Consider the following 22394-nt stretch of genomic DNA (forward strand, 5'->3'; position numbering starts at 1 on the left):
ACAGGGCGGCGACGATGACGGTCTTCATGGATGGCTCCGGGGACGACACGCCGACGCGGGATTGCATCGGTTGTTGCCATGACCCTTGAGCACCCGCCGTGCCAGTGGCTGTTTCAAGCAACTTCGCGGGGTTCTCCGGGTGGGAGCGGATTCGCCATGGGGAGAATCTCCTCAGTTGCGATTGCAACAATGGGTGCAAGCTCCCCAGGCAGGCGCACGTTGCTTTGACGGCAACCACGCTCTTCTGCAAGCTGCACCGCAACCTTCCGTTCCGAGCGCTACGCGCCGGCACATGAAGCGAGCACGGAGCCCGGGTGTCCTCGTCGTGCATGTCGCGCGGCCAGGTTGCCGGGAGAGATGGCGTATGCGGCACCTGCTGGTGGCATGGAGTGTGGCGTGGCTGGGAGTGGGATGCGCCGCGACCATTCCGCCCGAGCGCCTCCAGGCACAGGTGACGGAGACGGAGCGCTGGCAGCGCGAGTACCAGGCCGAGCGCGAGCGCACCGAAGCGCTCGCGGCGAAGCTGGCCGCGGTGGAGTCCGCGCTGGAGGAGCTGGCGCAGGAGCGCGCGGAAGCGGAACAGGCGCGCGCGGAGGCGGAGCAGGCGCGCGCGACCGCGACGGAGGAGCTGGCGCGGCTGGAGGCGGAGCGCCACACGTTGGAGGAGCACAACGCGCAGCTGCTGGCGCGGCAGCGCGAGCTGGCGGCGCTGCACGAGGAGCTGTCGGACGTCTGGTACGAGTCCGCGTTGGAGCGCGCGCGCCGTCGCACCCAGCCGCCCTTGCCGGGTGCTTCCGCCAAGGAAGCCAACGCGCCGGTGCCGTGAGTTTCATGAGGGCGCCCGCGTGGGACGCCTTCTCATTTCATGTCGTGATGACCCAAGGAGCGTGCCCGTGGCGATGAACTCGCGGACCCCCATCCGTGGCTACCGCGCGGGATTCTTCTTCGTGGTGATGCTCCTGTCGGGCGTCACCGGCTTCATGCTCTGGACGGAGGTGCGCACCGGCCATCAGGTGGACGCACTGGTGCTGGAGGCCCTGGAGCGCGCGAGCCTCATCGGCCGCATCCGCGTGGACGTGATGTCGCTGGAGTCCGCCATCGAGGCGCACGTGCGCTCCAGCGGCGACGCCGAGCGCAAGGAAGCCGACGCGGTGATGGAGGACATCCTCAACAGCATCCGCCAGTCCTCGGAGGCGTACATGCGCCACCTGCCGCCCGGGGAGAAGGAGGTCTGGCTGCGCTTCAACGGCGCGTGCCAGGGACTGGCGGATCAGGTGCGCGCGGCGGCGGTGTTCTCACGCCAGCGCGACGCGGAGCGCGCCCGGCGTCACCTGGTGGAGAGCATCCGTCCCCTGGCCGCGGAGGTGGACCAGCTGGCGGGAAAGCTGGCCACGGAGAACGCGTCCGACGCGCGCGTGCTGGTGGGAAGGCTGGGCACGCTGCGGGTGCGCAACACGGCCCTGGGCGCGGTCACCACGCTGCTGGCCATCCTGCTGTCCATGGTGGTGGGCTGGCACATCATCTCCCTGCTCAAGCGCCAGGACGCCACCATCCAGGGGCAGCTGGAGGAGCTGGGGCGGCACAATCAGGAGCTGGATGCCTTCACCCGCCGCGTGGCGCACGACTTGATGGGCCCGCTGTCCCCGCTCAAGGGCTACCTGACGCTCATCCGGCGCTCCGGCGCGGTGAAGGACCCGGGCGCGCTGGAGATGATTTCGCAGTGCGAATCCAGCGCGGTGCGCATGGGCGAGCTGATTGAAGCGCTCCTGCGCTTCTGCCGCGCGGGCACCCGGGGCGACGGGACGATGGGGGAGCTGGACACGGCGGTGAGCACGCTCCTCCTGGAGGTGAGCCAGACAGCCACGGCGCTGGGCGTGTCGCTGGAGCGCGAGCTGGAGCCGGGCGTGCTGGTGGACTGCCCGGCGCAGCTGCTCCAGGTGGTGGCGCGCAACCTCCTGTCCAACGCGGTGAAGTACACGGCGGGGCGGCCGGATCCGCGCGTGAAGGTGCGGGTGGCGACGGAGGGCGCGGACGCGGTGGTGGAGGTGACGGACAACGGGCTGGGGATGAGCGCGGCGACGCAGGCGTCGCTGTTCCAGCCGTTCTTCCGGGCCGCGGAGGTGCGGGGCATTCCGGGCCACGGCCTGGGGCTGGCCACCACCCGGCGCGTGGTGGAGGCGCACGGCGGCACGCTCACGGTGCATTCAGAAGAGGGCAAGGGCACGCGGATCCGCGTGCGCTTCGCACGAGTGGCGCGCACTCCGGCGCCGCTTGTGGTGGAGTCCGGGGCGCAGCGCGACGCCCCCTCCATCCGCAAGGCCTCATGAGCACAGCCCGAATCCTCGTCGTCGATGATGATCCTCATGCGCGGGACCTGCTGCAGCGCCTCTTGGGCGTGCTGGGCCCGGTGACGCAGGCGCCGGACCCCAAGGGCGCGGCGGAGCGGATGGGCGAGCAGTCCTTCGACCTGGTGCTCACGGACATGGCCATGCCCGACCCGGGCGACGGCCTGAAGGTGCTCCAGTTCGTGCGCTCGAACCTGCCGGACACGCCCGTGATTGTCGTGACGGCGTTCGGCAACATCGAGGGCGCGCTGGACAGCATCCAGCAGGGCGCCTTCGACTACCTGTCCAAGCCGTTCGACGTGGACGCCATCATGCGCGTGGCGAAGCGCGCGCTGGAGCAGAAGCGGCTGGTGGAGGAGAACCGCACGCTGCGCAAGCAGGTGGAGCGCACGTCGCTGGTGGGCCGCAGCCAGGCGCTGCTGGAGGTCTACAAGCAGGTGGCCCGCGCGGCGACCAGCAACGTGCCCGTGCTGATTACGGGTGAGACGGGCACGGGCAAGGAGATGGTGGCGCGGGCGCTGCATAAGCGCTCGGCGCGTTCGTCCGGGGCGTTCATCCCGGTGGACTGCGGCGCCATCACCGAGTCGCTGATGGAGAGCGAGCTGTTCGGCCACGCGAAGGGCAGCTTCACGGGGGCGTCCGGCGCGCGGCGGGGCCTGTTTGAAGAGGCCAACGGCGGCACGCTGTTCCTGGATGAGATTGGCGACGTGGGGATGAAGGTCCAGTCGCAGCTCTTGCGCGTGCTCCAGGAGGGAGAAATCCGCCGCGTGGGCGAGAGCGTCCCGGTGAAGGTGGACGTGCGGGTGCTGGCGGCGACGAACAAGGACCTGAAGGCGCGGGTGGCGGAGGGGCTGTTCCGCGAGGACCTGCTGTACCGGCTGGACGTGGTGCACCTGCACCTGCCGCCGTTGCGCGAGCGGCGCGAGGACATCCCGGCGCTGGTGGAGCACTTCGCGGCGCTGCACGCGCGGGGCGGGGTGAGGCCGGTGGTGACGGCGGACGCGATGGCGCGGCTCACGGTGTACGACTGGCCGGGCAACGTGCGGCAGCTGGAGAACGTGATGGCGCGGGCGCTCGCGCTGAACGTGACGGGCGTGCTGGGGCCGCCGGACTTCCCGGAGCCCATCGGTGACGCGCCCAAGCGGCTGATTGGGCTCGCGGGGGATCTGCCCAGCCTCGCGGAGCTGTCCAGGCGCTACGCGGCGCACGTGCTCCAGCACGTGGGCGGCAACAAGAGCGAGGCCGCGCGCCTGTTGGGCGTGGACCGCAAGACGCTCTACAAGCTCCTGGAGACGCCGGAGGCACCGGAAGGGATTCCACCCGCGGAGGGGCGGAGCTGATCCGCTTTCCGCCGTTCGTGGCAATCGCCGTTCGGAGCGCAAGCCCTGCCCACCCACGCGCTTGCTCGCGCAGGAGATCGCACCTGGGCCGACGTTGAGGATGTCAGCGGGGACCCGTAGCGTTGCGGCCTGTATGCGCCGCCGCTGGTTCCCCCTCGGACTCCCCCTGATCCTCTTCGCGTGCGCTCCGGTGGAGCCTCCCCTTCCCGTCGTCCCGGTGGACGCGGGCACCGTGGCGGCACAAGCGCCCATACCCGAGGCCGTGCCTGGGGAGTCCGCGGAGGCGCTGCGCTCCGCATGGCAGGCCACCGCGCCCGAACTGTCCGATGACGGAGGCGTCACGCACGCCACCGCGTCGGCACTGCTCGGAGGGGTGGAGGAGTCCGAGGACGCGGGCAGTGCGCTCTCCCTGTCGCTGTCCCAATCCGTCTCCATCGGCTCGAACTCCGAAGCCCTGCCCGGCGAAGAGGAGCCGCAGGTCATCACCGAGTCCGAAGTCCCCGTGCTGGAACTGGGCCCGGACGGTGAGCCGTTGATCGACGCGGACGACGACGCCATCGCGCAGGCGCTGGACGGAGGCAGCGCCGTAGGCTCCGACGATGACGAGGACGCCGTCGCCGAAGCACCGTCCATGGAACTCGACGCGGGCATGGAGCCCTACGCCATCCCGTACGCACCGGACGCGGGCTCCCTGCGCGTGCGCCGCTCCATCACGGTGCGCTCCGAGCCCCGGCAGGACTCGCCGTCACTGGGCACCATCGCCCAGGACATGCGCGTGAAGTGGCAGGGCGCGATGCGCGGACCGGACTGCGACACCTGGGTGCAACTGCAACCGCGTGGCTGGGTCTGCGAGCGCTACCTGGAGCAGAACTTCCGCGAGCCCCGCGTCCGTCCGCTGCCCCGCGTGGAAGAGGGTGCGCTCACTCCGGGCATCTATGCCCGCGTCGTGGGCCACCGCGTGCGCGCCTATCCGAGCCTCGCGCTCGCCCGGAAGCGGAAGCAGGGCGTGTTGCTCAAGGGCTCTGTCACCGTGAAGCTCCTGGGCCAGGTGAAGGTCGGCCGTCGCACCTTCTGGCGCACCTCCGACGGCCAGTACTTCGAAGCGCGCGTGCTGCGCGAGCACCGCCCCTCCGACTTCAGCGGCCTGGACGCGGAGGCGCTCGCGTCGCTGCCCATGCCCTTCGCCTGGGCCCAGTCCCGCGCCGCGCCCCGCACGGACGTGGTGGTGCGCAAGGCCCCGGACGCGAAGGCTCGGCGCGAGACCGTGCTCCCGCCGCGCACGCTCGTCTCCGTGCGCGAGCTGTCCCCCGACGGCCAGTGGGTCCGCATCGCGGAAGACCACTGGGTGGCGCGAGACGACCTGCACGTCGCGTGGCCGCTGGCGTCGCCGTCCATCGTGGAGCCCGGCGCGCGCTGGCTGGACGTGGACCTGGAGGCCCAGACGCTCATTGCCTACGAGGGCGACCGCCCCGTCTACGCCACGCTCATCTCGTCCGGCAAACCCGGCACCGACACACCGGAAGGCCTCTTCCGCATCTGGGTGAAGTTCGCGGAGGCCGACATGACGGGCACCATGGGCAAGGCCAGCTACCGCGTGGCCACCGTGCCGTGGACGATGTTCTTCGAGGGCGACTTCGCCCTGCACACCGCCTACTGGCACGACCGCTTCGGCGAACCCGTGAGCCACGGCTGCATCAACCTGGCCCCCAAGGACGCACGCGCCCTCTACGGGTGGACCACGCCCGACGTGCCCACCGGCTGGTCCATGGTCCACGCGATGCCGGACGACCCCGGCACCTGGGTGCGCATCCGCGGCCAGGCCCACGAGCCGCCGAAGAAGCGCCGCAAGGGCGCCCCCGTTGTCGCCGCCGTGGGCGACCTCTAGCCGGCGGTTGACGGGCTACATGTACAAGGCGCGGCTGAGGCGGACCCCATACTCCGCATCGGGGTTCGTGGTGCCGTCCCCGACCCGTTCCACGACAGCCGCCACCATCAGGTCGCGGCGCTTGGGCAGGCGCGCCGCCTCGGCAGCCGCCAGCGCCGCCGGCAGCTGCTCGCGGGTGAGGTCCGTGCAGTAGCACGGCGCGCCAGGCTGCTGCCGCCACGACTCCGCGAGCGTGCCCGCGTCGAATGCGTCGAATCCGGTGTCCTCGACGAGCGCCATGCCCACCTTGCGATCCGCGTCCCGGTCCGCCGCCACGGAGAGCGCGATGCGCCCCGGGCTCCCCGGTGCCATGCCCTTCGTCGCGAAAGACGCGGAGCCAATGGAGTTCCACGCCTTGACGATCGGCCGGCCCAGCAGCTCGGCCACCCACAGGCTTTCGACCTGTCCGGCCTCGATGGCGGCAATCTTGCTGTCACGGGCGGGGTAGTAGTTCGACGTGTCGATGACGACCGTCCTGGCGGGAACGCTGGCGATGAGCGGCGCGATCCCGGGGAGGCGGTTCAGGGGAATCGACAGGATGACGACGTCCACGTCGGCCACCGCTTCCGCGGCCGTGACCGCGCGTGCGCCGGAGGCCAGCGCATCGGCCTCGATCGTCTCCGGGCCGCGCGAGTTGGCCACCTTCACGTCATGTCCGGCCGCACCCAGCTTGCGCGCCAGGGTCTTCCCGATGTGTCCAACGCCGACGATGCCAATCTTCATGATGGAGTCTCCTGCTGCGGGTTGAGGGTTTCACTCGTCTGCCGGGTGCGCGAGCGCTTCGAGCGTGCGACGAAGGTCGTCCAGCCCCCGGTCGGTCAGCCGGCATGCCGTCTTGATCTTCCCTGGGATGCCCCGGACCTTGGGTTCGAGGGCGCGTCCCCGGGGTGTCAGGTCCACCAGCACCCGGCGTTCGTCGGCCGGGTCGCGCTTCCGCGTGACGAACCCCCCCACCTCCAGCCGCTTGACCAGCGGCGTGATGGTGCCCGTGTCCATGTCCAGGCGGGCGCCGAGCTCGCCGACGGGGAGGGGCGCACCCTCCAGCAGCGCGAGGACCACGAGGTACTGGGGGAACGTCAGGCCCAAGGGCTCAAGGAACGGCTTGTGCAACCGCACCATCCGGTTGGCCGCCCCATAGAGGGCGAAAGACAGCTGCGTGCCGACGCTTTTCGGTTCCAAGGCCCAATTATCTCGTTCGCTATTATCTAGCGCACGAGATAATGGGGGAGGCTTCGCGGATCAACTGCTTCCGGGCAGTCAGGGGGAGGCCGGCTCCGCGCTCTAGCCGCCCAGCACGGACACCGTGACGCGGCGGCGGTGCGGCGACGTGCGGTGCTCCCAGACGTAGACGCCCTGCCATGTGCCCAGGTCCGCCTCGCCGGCCTTCACCGGGATGCTCAGGGACAGCTGCGTCAGCACCGTGCGCACGTGCGCCGGCATGTCGTCCGGCCCCTCCGCGTCGTGCTGGAACAGCGGGTCCCCGTCCTTCACCAGCCGGGAGAAGAACGCCTCCAGGTCGCGCTGGACGACCGGGTCCGCGTTCTCTCCGATGATCAGCGACGCGCTGGTGTGGTGCAGGAACACCGTGCACAGGCCCTCGCGGATGCCCGTGCCCTTCACCGCCTTCTGGACCTCACCGGTGATGTCCACCAGGCCCCGGCCCCGCGTGGACACCGTCAGCTCCTTCGCCTGATACACGCGGAAAGCCCTCCGTCGGTCAGCGCCCGTCCAGCCGCTTCACCAGGAACGCCGCCAGCTGTTCCAGCTCCTCGGTGACAATGGTGTGCCCACCGTCGAATGGCAGGAACTCCACCGGCAGCCCCGCGCCCGTCAGCAGGTCGCGCAGGCGCTCGCCCTCCTGGTAGGGCAACACCGGATCCTGCCGGCCGTGGCCCTGGAACACCGGCAGCGACGTCCGCGCACGGACCTTGGGCTCCCACTCCTTGCCGGCGACCATGGCCCCGGACATCAGGCACAGGCCGGCGGGGCACTCCTCCAGCCGCAGCGCCACGTCCGTGGACATCATCGCGCCCTGGCTGAAGCCTCCCAGCACGACGCGATTCAGCGGCACCTGGAGCGCCGCCACCACGCTCATCAGCGCCCGGCGCGCGGCCGGCATCCCCGCCGGCACCGTCTGCGAGTACTGCGCCCAGTCGCGCCCCTGGCCCATCAGGATGGCCACGGGGATCTCGAACCAGGCGCGGCCTCCCGGCATGCCCAGCGCGTCCAGCGACAGCAGGGCCTCCGGGAAGACGAACCGCACCGCCTGCGCCAGCCTGGGCGCGGCCATCATCAGCTCCGGGGCCAGCGCCACCAGGTCCGTGCCCGGCGCACCGAAGCCGTGGCTCAGCACCACCACCAACTCCGGCGTCGCGCCCTCGGGGAGCGCGTCCACCACGTGGCAGTTCAACTCTCCCAGCTTCGTGCGCACGTGGCGCGGACGGAGGCTCACGGCTGCGCGTCGCTGATGGTGACGTGCTGGATGATCATGTCCGTGTCCGGCCGGTCCTGCCGGTTGCGCGGCGTGTTGGCGATCTTCTCCACCACGTCGTAGCCCTTCACCACCTCACCGAAGATGGTGTGACGGCCCTTGAGGAACTGCGGCAGGGACGTGGTGATGAAGAACTGGCTGCCGTTGGTGCCCGGGCCCGCGTTCGCCATGGCCAGGAGGCCCTTCTTGTCGAAGTCCCGGTTGCTCTTGAACTCGTCCTCGAAGCGGTAGCCCGGGTCGCCCCGGCCGGTGCCCGTGGGGTCGCCGCCCTGGATCATGAAGTCCGGGATGACGCGGTGGAAGATGACGCCGTCGTACAGCGGCTTGCCCTCCACGCGCTCGCCCGTGCGGGGGTTGATCCACGGCTGCTCGCCGGTGGCCAGGCCCACGAAGTTCGCCACCGTCTTGGGCGCGTCCTTGGAGAAGAGCTTGAGCACGAGGGTGCCCTGGTTCGTCTCCATCGTGGCCCAGAGGTCCTGGCCCTCCAGGGCCTTCTTCTGGAAGCCCTTCGCGGAGGCCGCGTCCGTCTGCAAGCTCACCGTGCGGGTGGCCGCGGCGGAGTTGGAGGGCGGTGCGGCGGGGGCCTTCGCCGCGGGCGGCTGCTCCTTGTCCTTGGAGCACGCGGTCAGGGCGAGGCAGAGGAGTCCAGCGGTCAGGAATCGGGTGCGCATGGGGCGCGCATCCTAGCGGCTTTCGACCCGGCTCCAGCGTGTTAAAGAGGGGCTTCATCCCCGGAGGTTTCCCCTGTGACAACCGGACAGGAATGGCTGGTTGACGCGAGCGGCTGCGCGCCGGAGCGGCTGAAGGACGCGGCCGCGCTGGCGGCACTCTTCGAGGAGCTGGTCGTCTTGATGGACCTGAAGGTCGTGGGCCAGCCGCAGTGGCACGTCTTCCCGGAGCCCGGCGGCGTCACCGGCCTGGCGCTCCTGGCCGAAAGCCACCTGGCCATCCACACCTTCCCGGAGCACGGCTTCGCCGCGCTCAACGTCTACTGCTGCCGCACCCGCGCGCGCCCGGACTTCGACGCGCTGGCGGCGAAGCACCTGGGCGCCACGTCGTGCCGCGTGCGCGAGCTGCCGAGAGGAGTGGAGGCGTGACGCAGGGGGCGTGTCCGTCGTGTGGCGCGAGCGTGGAGTTCTCCGCCGGGTCGGCGCAGGTCGTGGTGTGCGCCCACTGTCAGACCATGGTCGCGCGCGTGGGCGCGGAGCTGGAGGACCACGGCCGCGTGGCCCGCATCGTGGAGACGGACTCTCCGCTGCGCCTGGGGCTGGAGGGCCGCGTCAACGGCGCCGCGTATCAAATCGTCGGGCACCTCCAGAAGGACCACGGCGCCGGCCCCTGGGACGAGTGGTACGTGGAGATGGCCGACGGCCGCACCGGCTGGCTCAGCGAGTCCGAGGGCGCCTTCCACCTGCTCTTCGACGCGGGCGTGGAGGAGGGCATCGAGCTGGAGAACCTCCACCCCGGCGACCGCCTGCGCCTGCGCAACCGCCCGCTGGTGGTGGAGGAGCGCGGCCACGGGCGCGTCACCGCCGCCGAAGGGCAGCTCCCCAGCGACGTGGATCCGCAAGCGGACAGCTACTACGTGGACGCCACCGGGCCTCGCGGCCTGTTCGTCACCCTGGACTTCGGCACGCGCGAGCGCGACCCGGAGGTGTTCCTGGGGCAGAAGCTGGAGCTGTCGCAGCTGGGCATCCCCGCCGGGGAGCTGCGCCCGCGCGTGCGCAAGGCCCAGCTCCAGCAGGCGCGCTGCACCCACTGCAACGGCCCGCTGGAGCTGCGCGCGCCGGACCAGACGATGCGCGTGGCGTGTCCGTACTGCGGCGCGCTGATGAACGTGTCCCAGGGCAAGCTGGCCTTCCTCAAGCTGCTCCAGAAGCCGGAGCTGCCGGCGGCCATCCAGCTGGGCCAGAAGGGCACGCTCGACGGCACGGAGTGGATCTGCATCGGGTACCAGGAGCGCTCGTGCGTGGTGGAGGGCACGCGCTACCCGTGGATGGAGTACCTGCTCTACAACCCGGCGCGCGGCTTCACCTGGCTGATGGAGTCCAACGGCCACTGGGTGTTCCTGAAGCCCCTGGCCGCCGGTGACGCGAGCGTCGTGCCGCAGGTGTCCGCCTTCTACGAGAAGCGCCGCTACAAGGCCTTCCAGTCCGTCACCGCCGTCACCGACGCGGTGGTGGGCGAGTTCTACTGGAAGGTCTTCCAGGGCGAGAAGGCGCGGGCCACGGAGTACGTCTCGCCGCCGTACTCGCTGAACGAGGACGCCACCGACAACGAGGTGACGTACACGCATGGCGAGTACCTCTCCCCGGAGACGGTGCGCGACGCGTTCAAGCTGAAGGAGCCCCTGCCCAGGCCCCGGGGCATCGCGCCCAGCCAGCCCAACGCGCGCAACGCGGCCATGAAGCAGACGATGCTCTGGTCGCTGGTGTGGCTGGTGGGCCTGTTCGTCCTGGCCGGCTTCTTCAACGCCCGCGCGCTCAATGCCCAGGTGCTGGACCTGCGGGTGACACTGCCCCGGAGCGCGCACTCCGGCACCCCGGACGCCATGCACTTCAGCCAGCCCTTCGAGCTCCAGCGGGCCGGCAACCTCCGGGCGCAGATCATCATGTCGCAGGCGATCGACAACGCCTGGGTGGGCGTGCAGGGCGACCTGGTGAACCAGGACACGCAGGAGGTGGTGAGCTTCTACGAAGAGGTGAGCTACTACCACGGGCGCGACAGCGACGGCTCCTGGAGCGAGGGCGGCCAGAGCGGCAGCGTGTACCTGTCCACGCTGCCCAAGGGGAGGTACGTGCTGCGGACGACCACGTCGTTCGATCCGGCCCTGAAGCTCACGGGGCCCCAGCTGGGGCCCGTGGTCAGCTACCAGGTGGTGCTCACGCACGACACGCCCAACGGCAGCTGGTTCATCATCGCGTTGGTGCTGCTCATCATCATCCCGGCGCTGTCGTTCTTCAGCGCCAACAGCTTCGAGACCGAACGCTGGAAGGAAAGCAACCTGTAGGGCCTGGAGGTGGACGATGCGGTTTCTGGGAGGGTTGGTGCTGCTGGCCTATGCCTGGGCCACGTTCACGGGCTGGGCTCCGTTCAGTGACGAGGAGCGCGGCAAGGTGACCGGCGACGTGAAGCGCGGTCCTGGCGGCGTGCTGCTGTGGACCGGTGGATTCATGGGAGGCAAGTGATGCTGTTGCTCGGAGTGGTGGTCACCTTGCAGGGAGTGTTGGCGAGCGTCATCTATTCGCTCATCGGCCTGGCGGTGTTCGTGGCCGGCTTCTACGTCATCCGCCTCATCCTCCCGTACGACGTGCACAAGGAGATCGAGGTCGACCAGAACACCGCGCTGGGCATCGTCATCGGCTCGTTCATCCTGGGCCTGGCCATCATCATCGCGGCGGCCATCAGCGGCTGAAACACGTGACGCTTTGAACAAGACGCTGCTCTTCCTCACCGTCCTCGTCATCGCGACGTGCGGGCTCATCTACGAGCTCATCGTCGGGACGCTCGCCAGCTACCTGCTGGGGGACAGCATCACCCAGTTCTCCACCGTCATCGGCGGCTACCTCTTCGCCATGGGCATTGGCAGCTACCTGTCGCGCTTCGTGGAGCGCGGGGTGGCCCAGCGCTTCGTGGAGATAGAGCTGGCCGTGGCCCTGCTCGGCGGGCTGTGCGCGCCGATGCTGTTCCTCACCTTCACGCTCACCAGCGTGTTCCCCGTGGTGCTCTACGGCAGCGTGCTGGCCATTGGCACGCTGGTGGGGCTGGAGATTCCGCTGCTCCTGCGCATCCTGCAGGACCAGCTCAAGTTCAAGGACCTGGTCAGCCAGGTGCTGACGTTCGACTACCTGGGCGCGCTCGCCGCCAGCGTGGCGTTCCCGCTGTTGCTCGTGCCCAAGCTGGGGCTGGTGCGCACGTCGCTGCTCTTCGGCCTGCTCAACGCGGGCGTGGGGCTGTGGAGCACGTGGCTCTTGGCGCCCGTGCTGGCCAACCCCGTGCGCCTGCGCGTGAAGGCCGTGCTGCTGTGCGCGGGGCTGCTGGTGTGCTTCGCGATGGGGGACCGGCTCACCACGTTCTACGAGGACCAGCTCTACGCGGACGAGGTCGTCCACGCGTCCAGCTCTCCCTACCAGCGCATCATCGTCACGCGCGGCAAGCGGGGCTTCTCGCTGTTCCTCAACGGCAACCTCCAGTTCGCCAGCATCGACGAGTACCGCTACCACGAGTCCCTGGTGCACCCGGCCATGGTGCGCGCGCAGAAGGTGGAGCACGTGCTGATTCTTGGCGGCGGGGACGGGCTCGCGGCGCGCGAGGTGCTGAAGTATCCGGAGGTGAAGTCCGTCACGCTGGTGGACCTGGACCCGGCCATCACGGGGCTGGCCACGGGCTACAAGGAGCTGGCGGCGCTCAACCACCACTCCCTGACGCACCCGAAGATGCGCGTCATCAACACGGACGCCATGCAGTTCCTGGCGGAGGGTGCCAACGCCTGGGACGTGGTGATCGTGGACTTCCCGGACCCCAACAACTTCGCGCTGGGGAAGCTGTACACGACGGGCTTCTACAAGATTTTGAAGAAGCGCCTGGCGCCGGGCGGCGTGGCGGTCATCCAGAGCACGAGCCCCCTGTTCGCGCGGCGCTCGTTCTGGTGCGTGGAGACCACGCTCAAGGCGGCGGGCTTCTGGACGCAGCCGTACCACGCGCTGGTGCCGTCGTTTGGTGAGTGGGGCTACGTGCTGGTGGCGCAGGAGCCGCCCGGCCGCCACCGCGCGCTGCCGGAGGGGCTGGCGTTCCTGGACGAGGAGACGCTGGAGGGGCTCACGCGCTTCTCCCCGGACATGGCGCCGCTGCCGGCGGAGGTGAACCGGCTGAACAACCAGGTGCTGGTGCACTACTACGAAGAGGAGTGGCGCCGGTGGAACTGACGCGGCGCGAGCTGGTGGCCGCGTTCCTGGGCGCCTCCGTGGCGAGCGCCTGTACGCGGCAGGCCGCTCGAGCGCCGGTGCCCGGCGCCATCGTGGACCGGGCGGTGGACACCGGCCACAAGTTGCGCACAGGGCCGCTGCCGCGCGCGCAGGACTTCGAACCGGTGGGCGTGCTGATTGTGGGCGCGGGCGCGGCCGGGCTGTCCGCCGCGTGGCGCCTGTCCGCCGCGGGCGTGAAGGACGTGCGCGTGGTGGAGCTGGAGACGGAGGCCGGCGGCACGTCTCGCTCCGGCAGGAACGCCGTGTCCGCGTTCCCGTGGGGCGCGCACTACCTGCCCTCCCCCCTGGAGGACAGAGGGCCGGTGATGCGCCTCTTGCGGGAGATGGACGCCGTCACCGGTGTGGACGCGGAAGGGCACCCGTCCTTCGCGGAGGAGCTGCTCATCCAGGAGCCCGACGAGCGCGTCTTCTTCAAGGGCCACTGGTACGAAGGGCTGTACCTGCGCGCGGGCGCGAGCCCCGAGGACCTGGCGGAGCTGGAGCGCTTCGATGCGCGGATGAACGCCTTCGCCGCCGCGCGCGACGCGAAGGGGCGCAAGGCGTTCGCGGTGCCGGGGGCGCTCTCCAGCGACGACGCGGAGTGGACCGCGCTGGACCGGCTCAGCATGGCGCGGTGGATGGAGGCGGAGGGCTTCCGCTCGCCCCGGCTGAAGTGGTTCGTGGACTACGCGTGCCGCGATGACTACGGCACCACCTCCGAGCACGTCTCCGCCTGGGCGGGCATCTGGTACTTCGCCGCGCGGCAGAACGGGAAGGGTGAGCGCAGCGACGGCTTCCTCTCCTGGCCCGAGGGCAATGGCCGGCTGGTGAAGCAGCTGGCGTCGTCGCTGGGCCCGCGCCAGCTGGAGACGCAGGTGCTGGTGCACACGGTGGAGCCGGGGGACGACGGCTGCCGCGTGCACGCGCTGGATGCTCGCACCGGGGCGCCCCGGGCGTTCCGGGCCCGGCAGGTGGTGCTGGCGTGCCCGCGCTTCGTCGCCGCGCACGTGGTGGCGCCGTGGCGCGAGGCGCGCCCGGAGTGGATGGATGCCTTCGTCTACAGCCCGTGGGTGGTGGCCAACCTGACGGTGTCCGCGCCCCCGGCGTCGCGAGGCTTCCCGCTGGCCTGGGACAACGTCTTCTACGAGAGCCGGAGCCTGGGCTACGTGGTGGCCACGCACCAGTCGCTGCGCCAGGACGCGCGCGGCCCCACGGTGCTCACCTGGTACCTGCCCATGGCCGGCGGGGACGTGAAGGCGGAGCGCAACCAGGCCCTCTCCGCGACGTACGGGGACTGGGAGGCGCTGGTGATGGCGGACCTGCTGCCGGCGCACCCCGGGGTGGGCGCGCTCGCGCAGCGGCTGGAGGTGCAGCGCTGGGGCCACGCCATGGTCCGGCCCCAGCCCGGCTTCCTCTGGGGGGAAGCCCGCCGCGCCGCGCAACAGAGCCTGGGACGGCACCTGCACTTCGCGCACACGGACCTGGGCGGCATGGCCCTCTTCGAGGAGGCCAACTGGTTCGGCGTGCAGGCCGCGGAGCGGGCCCTGGCGGGAATGGGCCTCAAGAGCGCCAGTTGGTTGTAGCCACCGGAAGCGGGAGGGAAGGGCACATGAAGGACAGTCGCTTCAGCCGCGCGGAGTTCCTTGGACTCACCAGCCTGCTCGCGGGCTCCACGCTGTTTCCCTCGCGCGGTGAGGCCGCGGCCGACGGGGGCACGCCGTCCCTGCGCACCACCAGGTCGCCGGGGCTGGTCAGCGTCCCCGCCGCGCCCAAGCCCGCCTCTCCGGCCGAGTATGAACAGCTGCGCAAGGCCTGCACCGCGTCGCTGCCGGTGGCCTCCACGTCCGACGACGGCGCGGAGTACGTGCGCATTGGCGAGTGGATGCAGCGCCAGAAGCTGACCAGCGACTTCTACGGCAACGGCGACTTCGTGCAGGCCTTCGAGAAGAAGATCGCCGGCCTGCTGGGCTTCGAGGACGCGTGCTTCATGCCCACGGGCACCATGGCGCAGCTCATCGCGCTGCGCATCTACGCGGACGCCAGCAACGTGCGCACCGTGGGCGTGCACCCGTCGTCGCACCACGTGCTGCACGAGGACGACGCCTGCTCCGTGCTGCACCAGCTGCGCACGGTGAACCTGGGCCCGTGGACGCGGCCGCTGCTGGCGGACGACGTGGCGAAGTCCCCCGACACGCTGGGCAGCGTCAGCGTGGAGCTGCCGGTGCGCTGGCTGGGCGGGCAGCTGCAGACGTGGGAGCAGCTCCAGGAGCTCAAGCGCACCTGCCGCGACCGGAAGGTGAAGCTGCACATGGACGGCGCGCGGCTGTGGGAGAGCCAGCCCTTCTACGGCCGCTCCTACGCGGACCTCTGCAAGGGCTTCGACTCCGTCTACGTGTCCTTCTACAAGATGGTGGGCGGCATCGGCGGCGCGATGCTGGTGGGCAACCGGGACTTCATCAAGGAGTCGCGCGTGTGGCGCCACCGCCACGGCGGCAACCTGTTCCACCTGGCCCCGCTGGTGGCCTCCGCCGCCATGCGCCTCGACGCGGCGCTGGCCGCCATCCCCGGCTACGTGAAGCGGGCCAAGGCCATCACCACGCTCATCGCCGCGGACCCGCGCGTCACGGTGCTGCCGCAGCCCGTGCAGACGAACATGTTCCACGTGTTCCTGCGCGGCTCACCGCAGGCCTACAACGCGCAGCGTGACCGCATCGCGCGCGAGGACCGGGTCTGGGTGGCGGGAGGCTTCGGACAGACGCGCGTGCCCGGCGTCGTGTCCACGGAGCTGCAGGTGAGCGAGGGGTTGGGCTCCATCAGCGACGCGGACGCGGCCAGGGCCTTCCTGCGCCTGCTGGAGGCGGCCTGACGTCTGGCCGCCAACCCTGACGTCGGGTGTCAATGTCAGACACCCGACGTGTAGACACTGCCGGAGCGGTGTGTCAGGCCGCCTTCTTGATGCTGTACTGCGGCTCCTGGGCCTGCGCCTTCAGGAAGAACTCCGAGTCCAGCAGCATCACGATGCGGCCCTTGTCGTCGTGGAACGCGATGGGGCCGTGCGCGGTGAAGTGGATGAGCGACTCCTCCAGCGCGGTGGTGGCCGGGTGCTCGGCGCCCAGCGGCTCGAACTCGTAGTCCCCGGCGCGGGTGATGCCCAGGCGGTCCTGCGTCGAGCCGGAGAGGATGAAGACCTCCGCCGGGCCCAGGTGCTTGTGCGGCGCGAAGACAGCGCCCTTCTCCATCTTCAGGATGGCGCTCCACACGCCCGTCTCAGCGCTCACGCGCAAGAGGCGGTAGGAGGTTCCCGGGCCGAGCGGCTTCCACTCGAGGTCCGCGGTGTGAACGATTGCATCCATCATCGCCATTCCGGACATGAAAGCCTCCTCGGTCGGCATTGCGCCTGTGTGTCGTCAGCCATGATAACGCCCAGGAAGGAAATCCTTGCAAGTTAGTCCCACGTCTCAGGTTGCTGTCTTTAAACAGACTCTTTGTCTCAGGAAGTTTTCACGACAGCTGTTCGCGCGCGCCGCTCCGGGTCGCATTTTCTGATCAGGCAGAAAGTCGCGGTGCTGACGGACCCCCTGTGGAAACCCGCATGGGAGGGGCTGCTGGTAGGCTCCCGGGCCCCGATGCCCCGTCTCCTCTCGCCCTCGCAGGCCTGGCTGTTCGGCCGTGGCGTGGACCTCTCCGTGTTCGCTGGCAGTGCGCTCGTGTCCGTGGCCTTCGTGCTGGCCGCGCCGTGGCTGGGGGCGGCGGGGGACACGCCCGCGTGGGCGTGGCTGCTGTTCGTGGTGGGCGTGGACGTGGCGCACGTGTGGTCCACGCTGTTCCGCACGTACCTGGACGGCGAGGAGGTGTCGCGCCGCCCGGGCCTCTACGTGGGCGCGCCGCTCGCGGCGTACGCGGCCGGTGTGTTCGCGTACATGGCGTCTCCCGGCGCGTTCTGGAGCCTGTTCGCGTACGTGGCGCTGTTCCACTTCATCCGCCAGCAGTACGGCTGGGCGGCGCTCTACGACCGCAAGGCGCGCGTGTCCGCGTTCGAGCGGCGCCTGGACGCCGCGGCCATCTACGCCGCCACGCTGGGCCCCGTCGTCTGGTGGCACGCGAACCTGCCGCGCGCCTTCTGGTGGTTCGTGGAGAACGACTTCCTCTCCGGCCTGCCGCGGTGGATGGGCACCGCGGCGCTGGGCGCGCACGCGGCGGTGCTCACGCTGTGGGCGGGCTTCCAGGGCTTGCGCATCGCGCGGGGCGAAGGCGTGCAGGCCGGCAAGGTGCTGCTGGTGGTGGCCACGTGGGTGGCGTGGTTCGGCGGCATCGTGCTGGCGCGGGACGACTTCGCGTTCACGGTGATGAACGTGGTGCTGCACGGCGTGCCGTACTTCGCGCTCCTGTTCCGCTACGCACGCGGGCGCCACGCGGAAGGGGGCTTCGGTGGCCTGGGCGTCCTCCTGCGCGCGGGGCTGCCGGGCTTCCTGCTGTTCCTCGTGGGACTGGCGCTGGTGGAGGAGGGGTTGTGGGACGTGCTGGTGTGGCACGACCGGCCGGTGCTGTTTGGCGACGGCGCACCGGCGCTGGAGGCGGATGTGCTGGCGCTCGTGGTGCCGCTGCTTGCGCTGCCGCAGGCCACGCACTACGTGCTGGACGCGTTCATCTGGAAGGCCGGCCGGGAGCCCGCGCTGCTGGACAGGCTCGGCTGGACGCGTGCGGCCCCGGGGCCCTCAAACGTCAGCCAGGCGCACAAGGTGGTAGCCATTCCCGGAGAGGGTGAATAGAGCTAGTGGGTCTATGGCTCGACTCCTGCTCGTTTCGAACCGTCTTCCCGTCACCGTCAAGGCGGAGAAGGATTCCGTCTCCGTGGGGCGCAGCGCCGGAGGGCTGGCCACGGGGCTCAGCCGCCCGCACGAGCGCTCCGGGGGGCTGTGGATCGGCTGGCCCGGGGATGTCTCCCGGCTGACGGACGCCCAGCGCGGGCAGGTGGAGAAGCAGCTGTCGGACCTGCGCTGCGTGCCCCTGTACCTGTCCGCCAGCGAGGTCAGCCGCTTCTACGAGGGCTACTCCAACCGGGTGCTCTGGCCGCTGTGCCACTACATGCTGGACCGCATCCCCCGGCAGGACCGGGACTGGGACGCGTACCGCAAGGCGAACGAGCGCTTCGCCGACCTGGCCGCGAAGCACTATCAGCCGGGTGACACCATCTGGGTGCATGACTACCAGCTGATGCTGGTGCCCGGGATGTTGCGCCAGCGCCTGCCGCACGCGCGCATCGGGTACTTCCACCACATCCCGTTCCCGTCGTCGGAAATCTTCAGCACGCTGCCCCGGCGCGTGGAGCTGCTCAAGGGCCTGCTGGGCGCGGACCTCATCGGCTTCCACGCGGTGAGCTATGTGCGGCACTTCTCCGGCACGCTCTTGCGGCACCTGGGGCTGGACACGGACGTGGACCGCGTCCTCTTCCAGGGGCGCGAGGTGCGCGTGGGCGCCTTCCCCATGGGCATCGATTCCACCGCCTTCGAGACGCTGGCCAGCGAGCCCGCGGTGCTGGACGAGGTGAAGACGCTGAAGGAGCGCGCCCACGGCGAGCGGCTGCTCGTGGGCATCGACCGGCTGGACTACACCAAGGGCATCCCCCGGCGGCTGCTGGCGGTGCAGCGCGTGCTGGAGCGCGAGCCGTCCCTGCGCGGGCGCCTGCGCTTCATCCAGGTGGCAGTGCCCAGCCGCACGCAGGTGCAGGCGTATGCCGAATACCGCGAGACGGTGGACGAGCTGGTGGGCCGCATCAACGGCCTCTACGGCACCGTGCACAGCACGCCCGTGCACTACCTCTACCGGTCGCTCAACGAGAAGCAGCTGGTGAGCCTCTACCGGGGCGCGGACGTGATGCTGGTGACGCCCGTGCGCGACGGCATGAACCTGGTGGCCAAGGAGTTCTGCGCGTCCCGCCCGGACGACGACGGCGTGCTCATCCTCAGCGAGTTCGCGGGCGCGGCGTCGGAGATGCGCGACGCGCTGCTGGTGAACCCCTACGACGTGGAGGGCATGGCGGACGCCATCGAGCAGGCGCTGGAGATGCCCGGCCCCGAGCGTCAGGAGCGCATGCGCTGCCTGCGCGCCGGCGTGAAGTCCCGCGACGTGCACTGGTGGGTGGCCAGCTTCCTGGACCGGCTCCAGGGGCTGCCCTCCGTGGCGGAGAAGCCGCCGCTGCCGGACGGCATGACCGCCCTGGACGCGCTCAAGGGGCCGGGGCGCAAGGTGCTGCTCCTGGACTACGACGGCACGCTGATGGGCTTCGCCTCCACGCCGGAGCTGGCCGCGCCGGACGAGGAATTGATGACGCTGCTGCGGGAGCTGTGCGCCCGGCCGGACCTGTCCGTGCACATCGTGAGCGGCCGCCCGCGCGAGACGCTGGACGCGTGGTTCGGCGAATTGCCCATGGGGCTGCACGCGGAGCACGGCCTGTGGTCGCGCATGCGGCGGGGCCAGGCGTGGCAGGCGCTGCCGGGCGTGTCCTTCGAGTGGAAGCCGAAGGTGCGGCCCGTGCTGGACGCGTTCGCGGCGCGGGTGACGGGCTCCTTCGTGGAGGAGAAGACGGCGTCGCTCGCGTGGCACTACCGCAAGGTGGACGCGGAGTTCGGCGCGCTCCAGGCGCGCGAGCTGCGGCTGCTGCTCCACGAGAAGTTCGGGGATGAGCCCATGAACATCCTGCCCGGGGACCGGGTGGTGGAGGTGCGTCCCAAGGGCGTCAACAAGGGCCGCGTGGTGCCGGAGATCCTGAAGGGGGAGGCGCCGGACGTGCGCGTGGTGGCCCTGGGCGACGACGTCACGGACGAGGACCTCTTCGCCGCGGTGCCCCCGGGTGGCATCACCGTGCACGCGGGCAACAAGCACTCGCGCGCGGGCTACCGCGTGGAGGGGCCGCCGGAGGTGCGGCGGTTCCTGAAGGCGCTGCTCGGCAAGTAGGACGCTGGGGCTTCAGAGGTTGAAGCCCACGTTGCCCACGGAGATGCTGGGTCCGAAGATGAAGGACCACTTGCTGGAGGGCACCACGGTGTCGGTGCTGGGGTCGCCGTTGGTGCGCCGGGTGATGTCGCCCCGGAACTCGCGGGCAATCCACGCCTGCGCGCCCACCGCCGCGCCCGGGCCGATGGGGACCCGCAGGCCCAGCCCCAGCACGGCCGCGAGCGTGGGCGGGAACTGGATGTCCCCGGACTGCGGCACCAGGCCCAGGCCCATCAGCCCCAGCTCGATGCCCAGCAGGCGCTCCTGGCCCTCGTTGTTGAGCAGCGCCAGGCGCGACAGCACGCCGAAGTTGATGGCCAGCTGTCCCGTGGGCTGCGTCGCGCGGTAGAGGCCCGCGGGGATGGTGGCCATGGTGTAGAGGCGGAACATGCCGCCGCGCACGATGGCGGTCCACTGCGCGGACGGCAGCCCCGTGCGGTCCACCGTGGAGAGGGCATAGCGGGACTCATCCGCCACGTGCGCCACCTGCACGAGGATGCGGTCGTACTGGCCCAGGTTGCCCTGCACGGGGATGACGCGCATCTCCCCCTTGGGGCGCAGGAACAGGCGCTGGTCCACGCTGCTCTCGCCGCGCACGGAGCCGTCCGACTTCGTGACGGTGATGCGCAGGGTGATCTCCTGGTTGCCCTCCTCCGGCGTCAGGCGCTCGCGGTGGACGACGACGCGGCAGGTGTTGCGCATGGCGTACTCCACGCGGTGCGGACGGCTGGGGGAGAGCCGCTCGTCGTTGCCTTCTTTGTCCGCGCAGATGAGCTCCACCAGGTTCTCCACGTTGGTGGGCACGCTGGCCTCGCGCACCGCGCGCTGCACGCGCTCGTCGGTGAGGAACAGGTCGGACGTGGCCAGCTCCGCGGGCAGCGTGGGCAGCCGGTAGCCGAAGCGCAGCGACACGAAGCCGCCGGACGTGGCCTCGCCCTGGATGAGCGTGGCGGACTCGCGCACCGTCACGGTGTAGGCCCCGCCCAGCGGACGCAGCACGAAGCGGCCCAGGCCGCCGTTGGACGCCACCGTCACCTCCGCGGGGCGGTTGGTGGGCACGAAGTCGATGGAGCCGTGGCCGGGCAATTCCAGCGTCGCGCGGGGGACGGGCGCGGCCTGCGTGTCCGCCGTGTCGGACGCCACCACCGTGCCGTCCACGCGCGACGTGATGGCGGTGACGACGACCTGGGGCTCGTTGGTGCCGCTGGTGCGCAAGAGCACGTAGGTGCCGTCCTGGGCCTTCACCACGCGCTCCACCCGGACGCGCGCGCCGTTCACCGTCCACAGGAGGCCGCGCGGGTCGTGCGCGCAGGCCGGGTCCAGGCGCATCACCAGCCCGGAGTTCTCCGCGTCGCGCAGCACCGTGCCCTCCACCGCGGTGATGGGGCACGCGAGCACGGGCAGCGTCTCCGCGAAGGAGGTCTCCAGCGCGTCGCCCTTCGCGAAGAACACGCGCGGCACCAGCCTCAGGCGCAAGCTCACCGTGGGGTTCAACCCCGGCACGTTGCGGATGGACACGGCGCCCTCCGTCACCTCGCAGCGCGCGGTGCCGCAGTCCACGGACGCAATGGCCTCCGAGTGCGTCACCGCCGCGTAGCCGGGGCCCTTGGACAGGTCCACGCCGGAGGACTGCACCAGGGGCCGCGTGAGCACGGTGCGGCCGGGACGCAGGCGGAAGAATTCGTCGTCCAGGAAGCGCCCGTTGGCGTCGTACGTCGACACGTCCGCGCCCCTGCGGCCGTAGGCGGGGATCCAGAACAGCGCCGCGTCCGTGGGCAGGCCGGGCGTCAGCGGGACGGCGCACTCGCTGGGGCCATTGGGCTCCATGCAGACGTCCTGGCCGTCCAGGGAGGACACCTTCGGATCCACGCCCCGGGGCGTCCCGGACCAGGCGATGGCCACGTTCTTCAGGCCGGCGCCCTTGAGCTCCAGCCGCCCGTCGTCCGGGTAGAACGTGGTGGAGCCGCTGTCGATGCGGGGGAAGGGCCCGGTGGCCACCACCACCACGGTGTCGGTGGCCGTGGCGCAGGAGGCCTCGTCGGGGGCGACCTTCAATTCCAGCGTGCGGCTGGCGTCATCCGCGCGCGTGGGCGGCTTGAGCGTGCGGCCCTCCAGCACCCAGCCGCCGCGCACGGGGCCGCACAGCACGCCCTTGGGGATGACCTCCACCGCCCGTCCCCCTTCGGGGACCTGGACGACGGGGGAGGCGGTGGCGGCCGTCGCCAGCAGCAGGCAGCCAAGGACGAGCGCGCGTGCAGGGTGCATGTCCCTGCTAAAGCACGGAGGGCCGAGTCCGGGTCAAGCCCTCCGTGCGCATGTGACACCCGCAGGCGACGC

At 70.6% G+C, this 22394-nt stretch carries 20 protein-coding genes; 13 read left to right on the top strand and 7 right to left on the bottom strand.

Going from position 1 to position 22394, the window contains the following annotated elements; genetic code table 11:
- The first annotated feature begins 391 nt into the window (after positions 1-391).
- The 4 genes from D7X55_RS08515 (at position 392) to D7X55_RS08530 (ending at position 5570) form a co-directional block, all read left to right on the top strand.
- On the top strand, positions 392-826 hold the full coding sequence (locus tag D7X55_RS08515) for a hypothetical protein (RefSeq protein ID WP_233609709.1): 435 nt from the start codon (positions 392-394) through the stop codon (positions 824-826).
- 73 nt (positions 827-899) lie between these two features.
- Positions 900-2327: an ATP-binding protein gene (locus tag D7X55_RS08520; RefSeq protein WP_120548275.1), complete on the top strand. Its 1428-nt coding sequence runs from the start codon at positions 900-902 to the stop codon at positions 2325-2327.
- Positions 2324-3685 (top strand): sigma-54 dependent transcriptional regulator, encoded by a 1362-nt coding sequence (locus D7X55_RS08525; protein ID WP_120548276.1) that lies wholly within the window; start codon positions 2324-2326, stop codon positions 3683-3685. Before D7X55_RS08520 ends, D7X55_RS08525 begins: the two co-directional genes overlap by 4 nt.
- A gap of 190 nt (positions 3686-3875) precedes the next feature.
- Entirely contained in the window at positions 3876-5570 is a 1695-nt protein-coding gene (locus D7X55_RS08530) for a L,D-transpeptidase family protein (RefSeq protein ID WP_233609710.1), read from the top strand.
- Positions 5571-5585: 15 nt separating this feature from the next.
- Here D7X55_RS08530 and D7X55_RS08535 read toward each other — a convergent pair whose 3' ends face one another.
- From D7X55_RS08535 to D7X55_RS08555, 5 genes are all read right to left on the bottom strand, one after another.
- Entirely contained in the window at positions 5586-6332 is a 747-nt protein-coding gene (locus tag D7X55_RS08535) for an NADPH-dependent F420 reductase (protein WP_120548278.1), read from the bottom strand.
- Positions 6333-6362: 30 nt separating this feature from the next.
- Positions 6363-6788, bottom strand: a complete 426-nt coding sequence (locus D7X55_RS08540) for a MarR family winged helix-turn-helix transcriptional regulator (RefSeq protein WP_120548279.1) — start codon at positions 6786-6788, stop codon at positions 6363-6365.
- 102 nt (positions 6789-6890) lie between these two features.
- The gene (locus D7X55_RS08545) at positions 6891-7307 is read right to left on the bottom strand and encodes a secondary thiamine-phosphate synthase enzyme YjbQ (protein WP_121722763.1); all 417 of its coding nucleotides are present in this window, start codon (positions 7305-7307) and stop codon (positions 6891-6893) included.
- Positions 7308-7326: 19 nt separating this feature from the next.
- Positions 7327-8061 carry an alpha/beta hydrolase gene (locus D7X55_RS08550; protein WP_121722764.1) on the bottom strand — a complete coding sequence of 245 codons (735 nt, stop codon included), beginning with the start codon at positions 8059-8061 and terminating at the stop codon, positions 7327-7329.
- Positions 8058-8771 (bottom strand): peptidylprolyl isomerase, encoded by a 714-nt coding sequence (locus D7X55_RS08555; RefSeq protein ID WP_120548282.1) that lies wholly within the window; start codon positions 8769-8771, stop codon positions 8058-8060. The genes D7X55_RS08550 and D7X55_RS08555 overlap by 4 nt, the downstream gene beginning before the upstream one ends.
- A 75-nt stretch (positions 8772-8846) precedes the next feature.
- On the opposite strand from D7X55_RS08555, the gene speD reads away from it, so the two are divergent.
- The 7 genes from speD to D7X55_RS08585 are packed head-to-tail and all read left to right on the top strand — an operon-like array spanning position 8847 to position 15930.
- Entirely contained in the window at positions 8847-9197 is a 351-nt protein-coding gene (gene speD, locus D7X55_RS08560) for an adenosylmethionine decarboxylase (protein WP_120548283.1), read from the top strand.
- Positions 9194-11110 (top strand): DUF4178 domain-containing protein, encoded by a 1917-nt coding sequence (locus D7X55_RS08565; protein ID WP_121722765.1) that lies wholly within the window; start codon positions 9194-9196, stop codon positions 11108-11110. The genes speD and D7X55_RS08565 overlap by 4 nt, the downstream gene beginning before the upstream one ends.
- A gap of 16 nt (positions 11111-11126) precedes the next feature.
- Positions 11127-11288, top strand: coding sequence for a hypothetical protein (locus tag D7X55_RS44125; RefSeq protein WP_167510893.1), 162 nt, complete (start codon positions 11127-11129; stop codon positions 11286-11288).
- The gene (locus D7X55_RS08570) at positions 11288-11515 is read left to right on the top strand and encodes a DUF350 domain-containing protein (protein ID WP_120548285.1); all 228 of its coding nucleotides are present in this window, start codon (positions 11288-11290) and stop codon (positions 11513-11515) included. The genes D7X55_RS44125 and D7X55_RS08570 overlap by 1 nt, the downstream gene beginning before the upstream one ends.
- A 13-nt stretch (positions 11516-11528) precedes the next feature.
- Complete coding sequence (locus D7X55_RS08575; RefSeq protein WP_121722766.1) at positions 11529-13025, top strand: polyamine aminopropyltransferase; 1497 nt, start codon at positions 11529-11531, stop codon at positions 13023-13025.
- Entirely contained in the window at positions 13016-14647 is a 1632-nt protein-coding gene (locus tag D7X55_RS08580; RefSeq protein ID WP_199746904.1) for an FAD-dependent oxidoreductase, read from the top strand. The genes D7X55_RS08575 and D7X55_RS08580 overlap by 10 nt, the downstream gene beginning before the upstream one ends.
- Positions 14648-14673: 26 nt before the next feature.
- Complete coding sequence (locus tag D7X55_RS08585) at positions 14674-15930, top strand: low specificity L-threonine aldolase (protein WP_120548288.1); 1257 nt, start codon at positions 14674-14676, stop codon at positions 15928-15930.
- Positions 15931-16003: 73 nt separating this feature from the next.
- On the opposite strand, the gene D7X55_RS08590 is transcribed toward D7X55_RS08585, so the two are convergent.
- Positions 16004-16435, bottom strand: coding sequence for a cupin domain-containing protein (locus D7X55_RS08590; protein ID WP_158626341.1), 432 nt, complete (start codon positions 16433-16435; stop codon positions 16004-16006).
- A gap of 255 nt (positions 16436-16690) precedes the next feature.
- Between D7X55_RS08590 and D7X55_RS08595 the strand changes: the two genes are divergently transcribed.
- A complete protein-coding gene (locus D7X55_RS08595) occupies positions 16691-17833 on the top strand; it encodes a hypothetical protein (RefSeq protein WP_120548290.1) in 1143 nt (380 codons plus the stop codon).
- Between the two features lie 13 nt (positions 17834-17846).
- On the top strand, positions 17847-20018 hold the full coding sequence (locus D7X55_RS08600; RefSeq protein WP_121722769.1) for a bifunctional alpha,alpha-trehalose-phosphate synthase (UDP-forming)/trehalose-phosphatase: 2172 nt from the start codon (positions 17847-17849) through the stop codon (positions 20016-20018).
- 12 nt (positions 20019-20030) lie between these two features.
- Here D7X55_RS08600 and D7X55_RS08605 read toward each other — a convergent pair whose 3' ends face one another.
- The gene (locus D7X55_RS08605) at positions 20031-22322 is read right to left on the bottom strand and encodes a hypothetical protein (protein WP_199746905.1); all 2292 of its coding nucleotides are present in this window, start codon (positions 22320-22322) and stop codon (positions 20031-20033) included.
- Between the last annotated feature and the right edge of the window lie 72 nt (positions 22323-22394).

This window comes from Corallococcus sp. AB049A, assembly GCF_003668885.1.
GTDB classification, from domain to species: Bacteria; Myxococcota; Myxococcia; order Myxococcales; family Myxococcaceae; genus Corallococcus; species Corallococcus interemptor.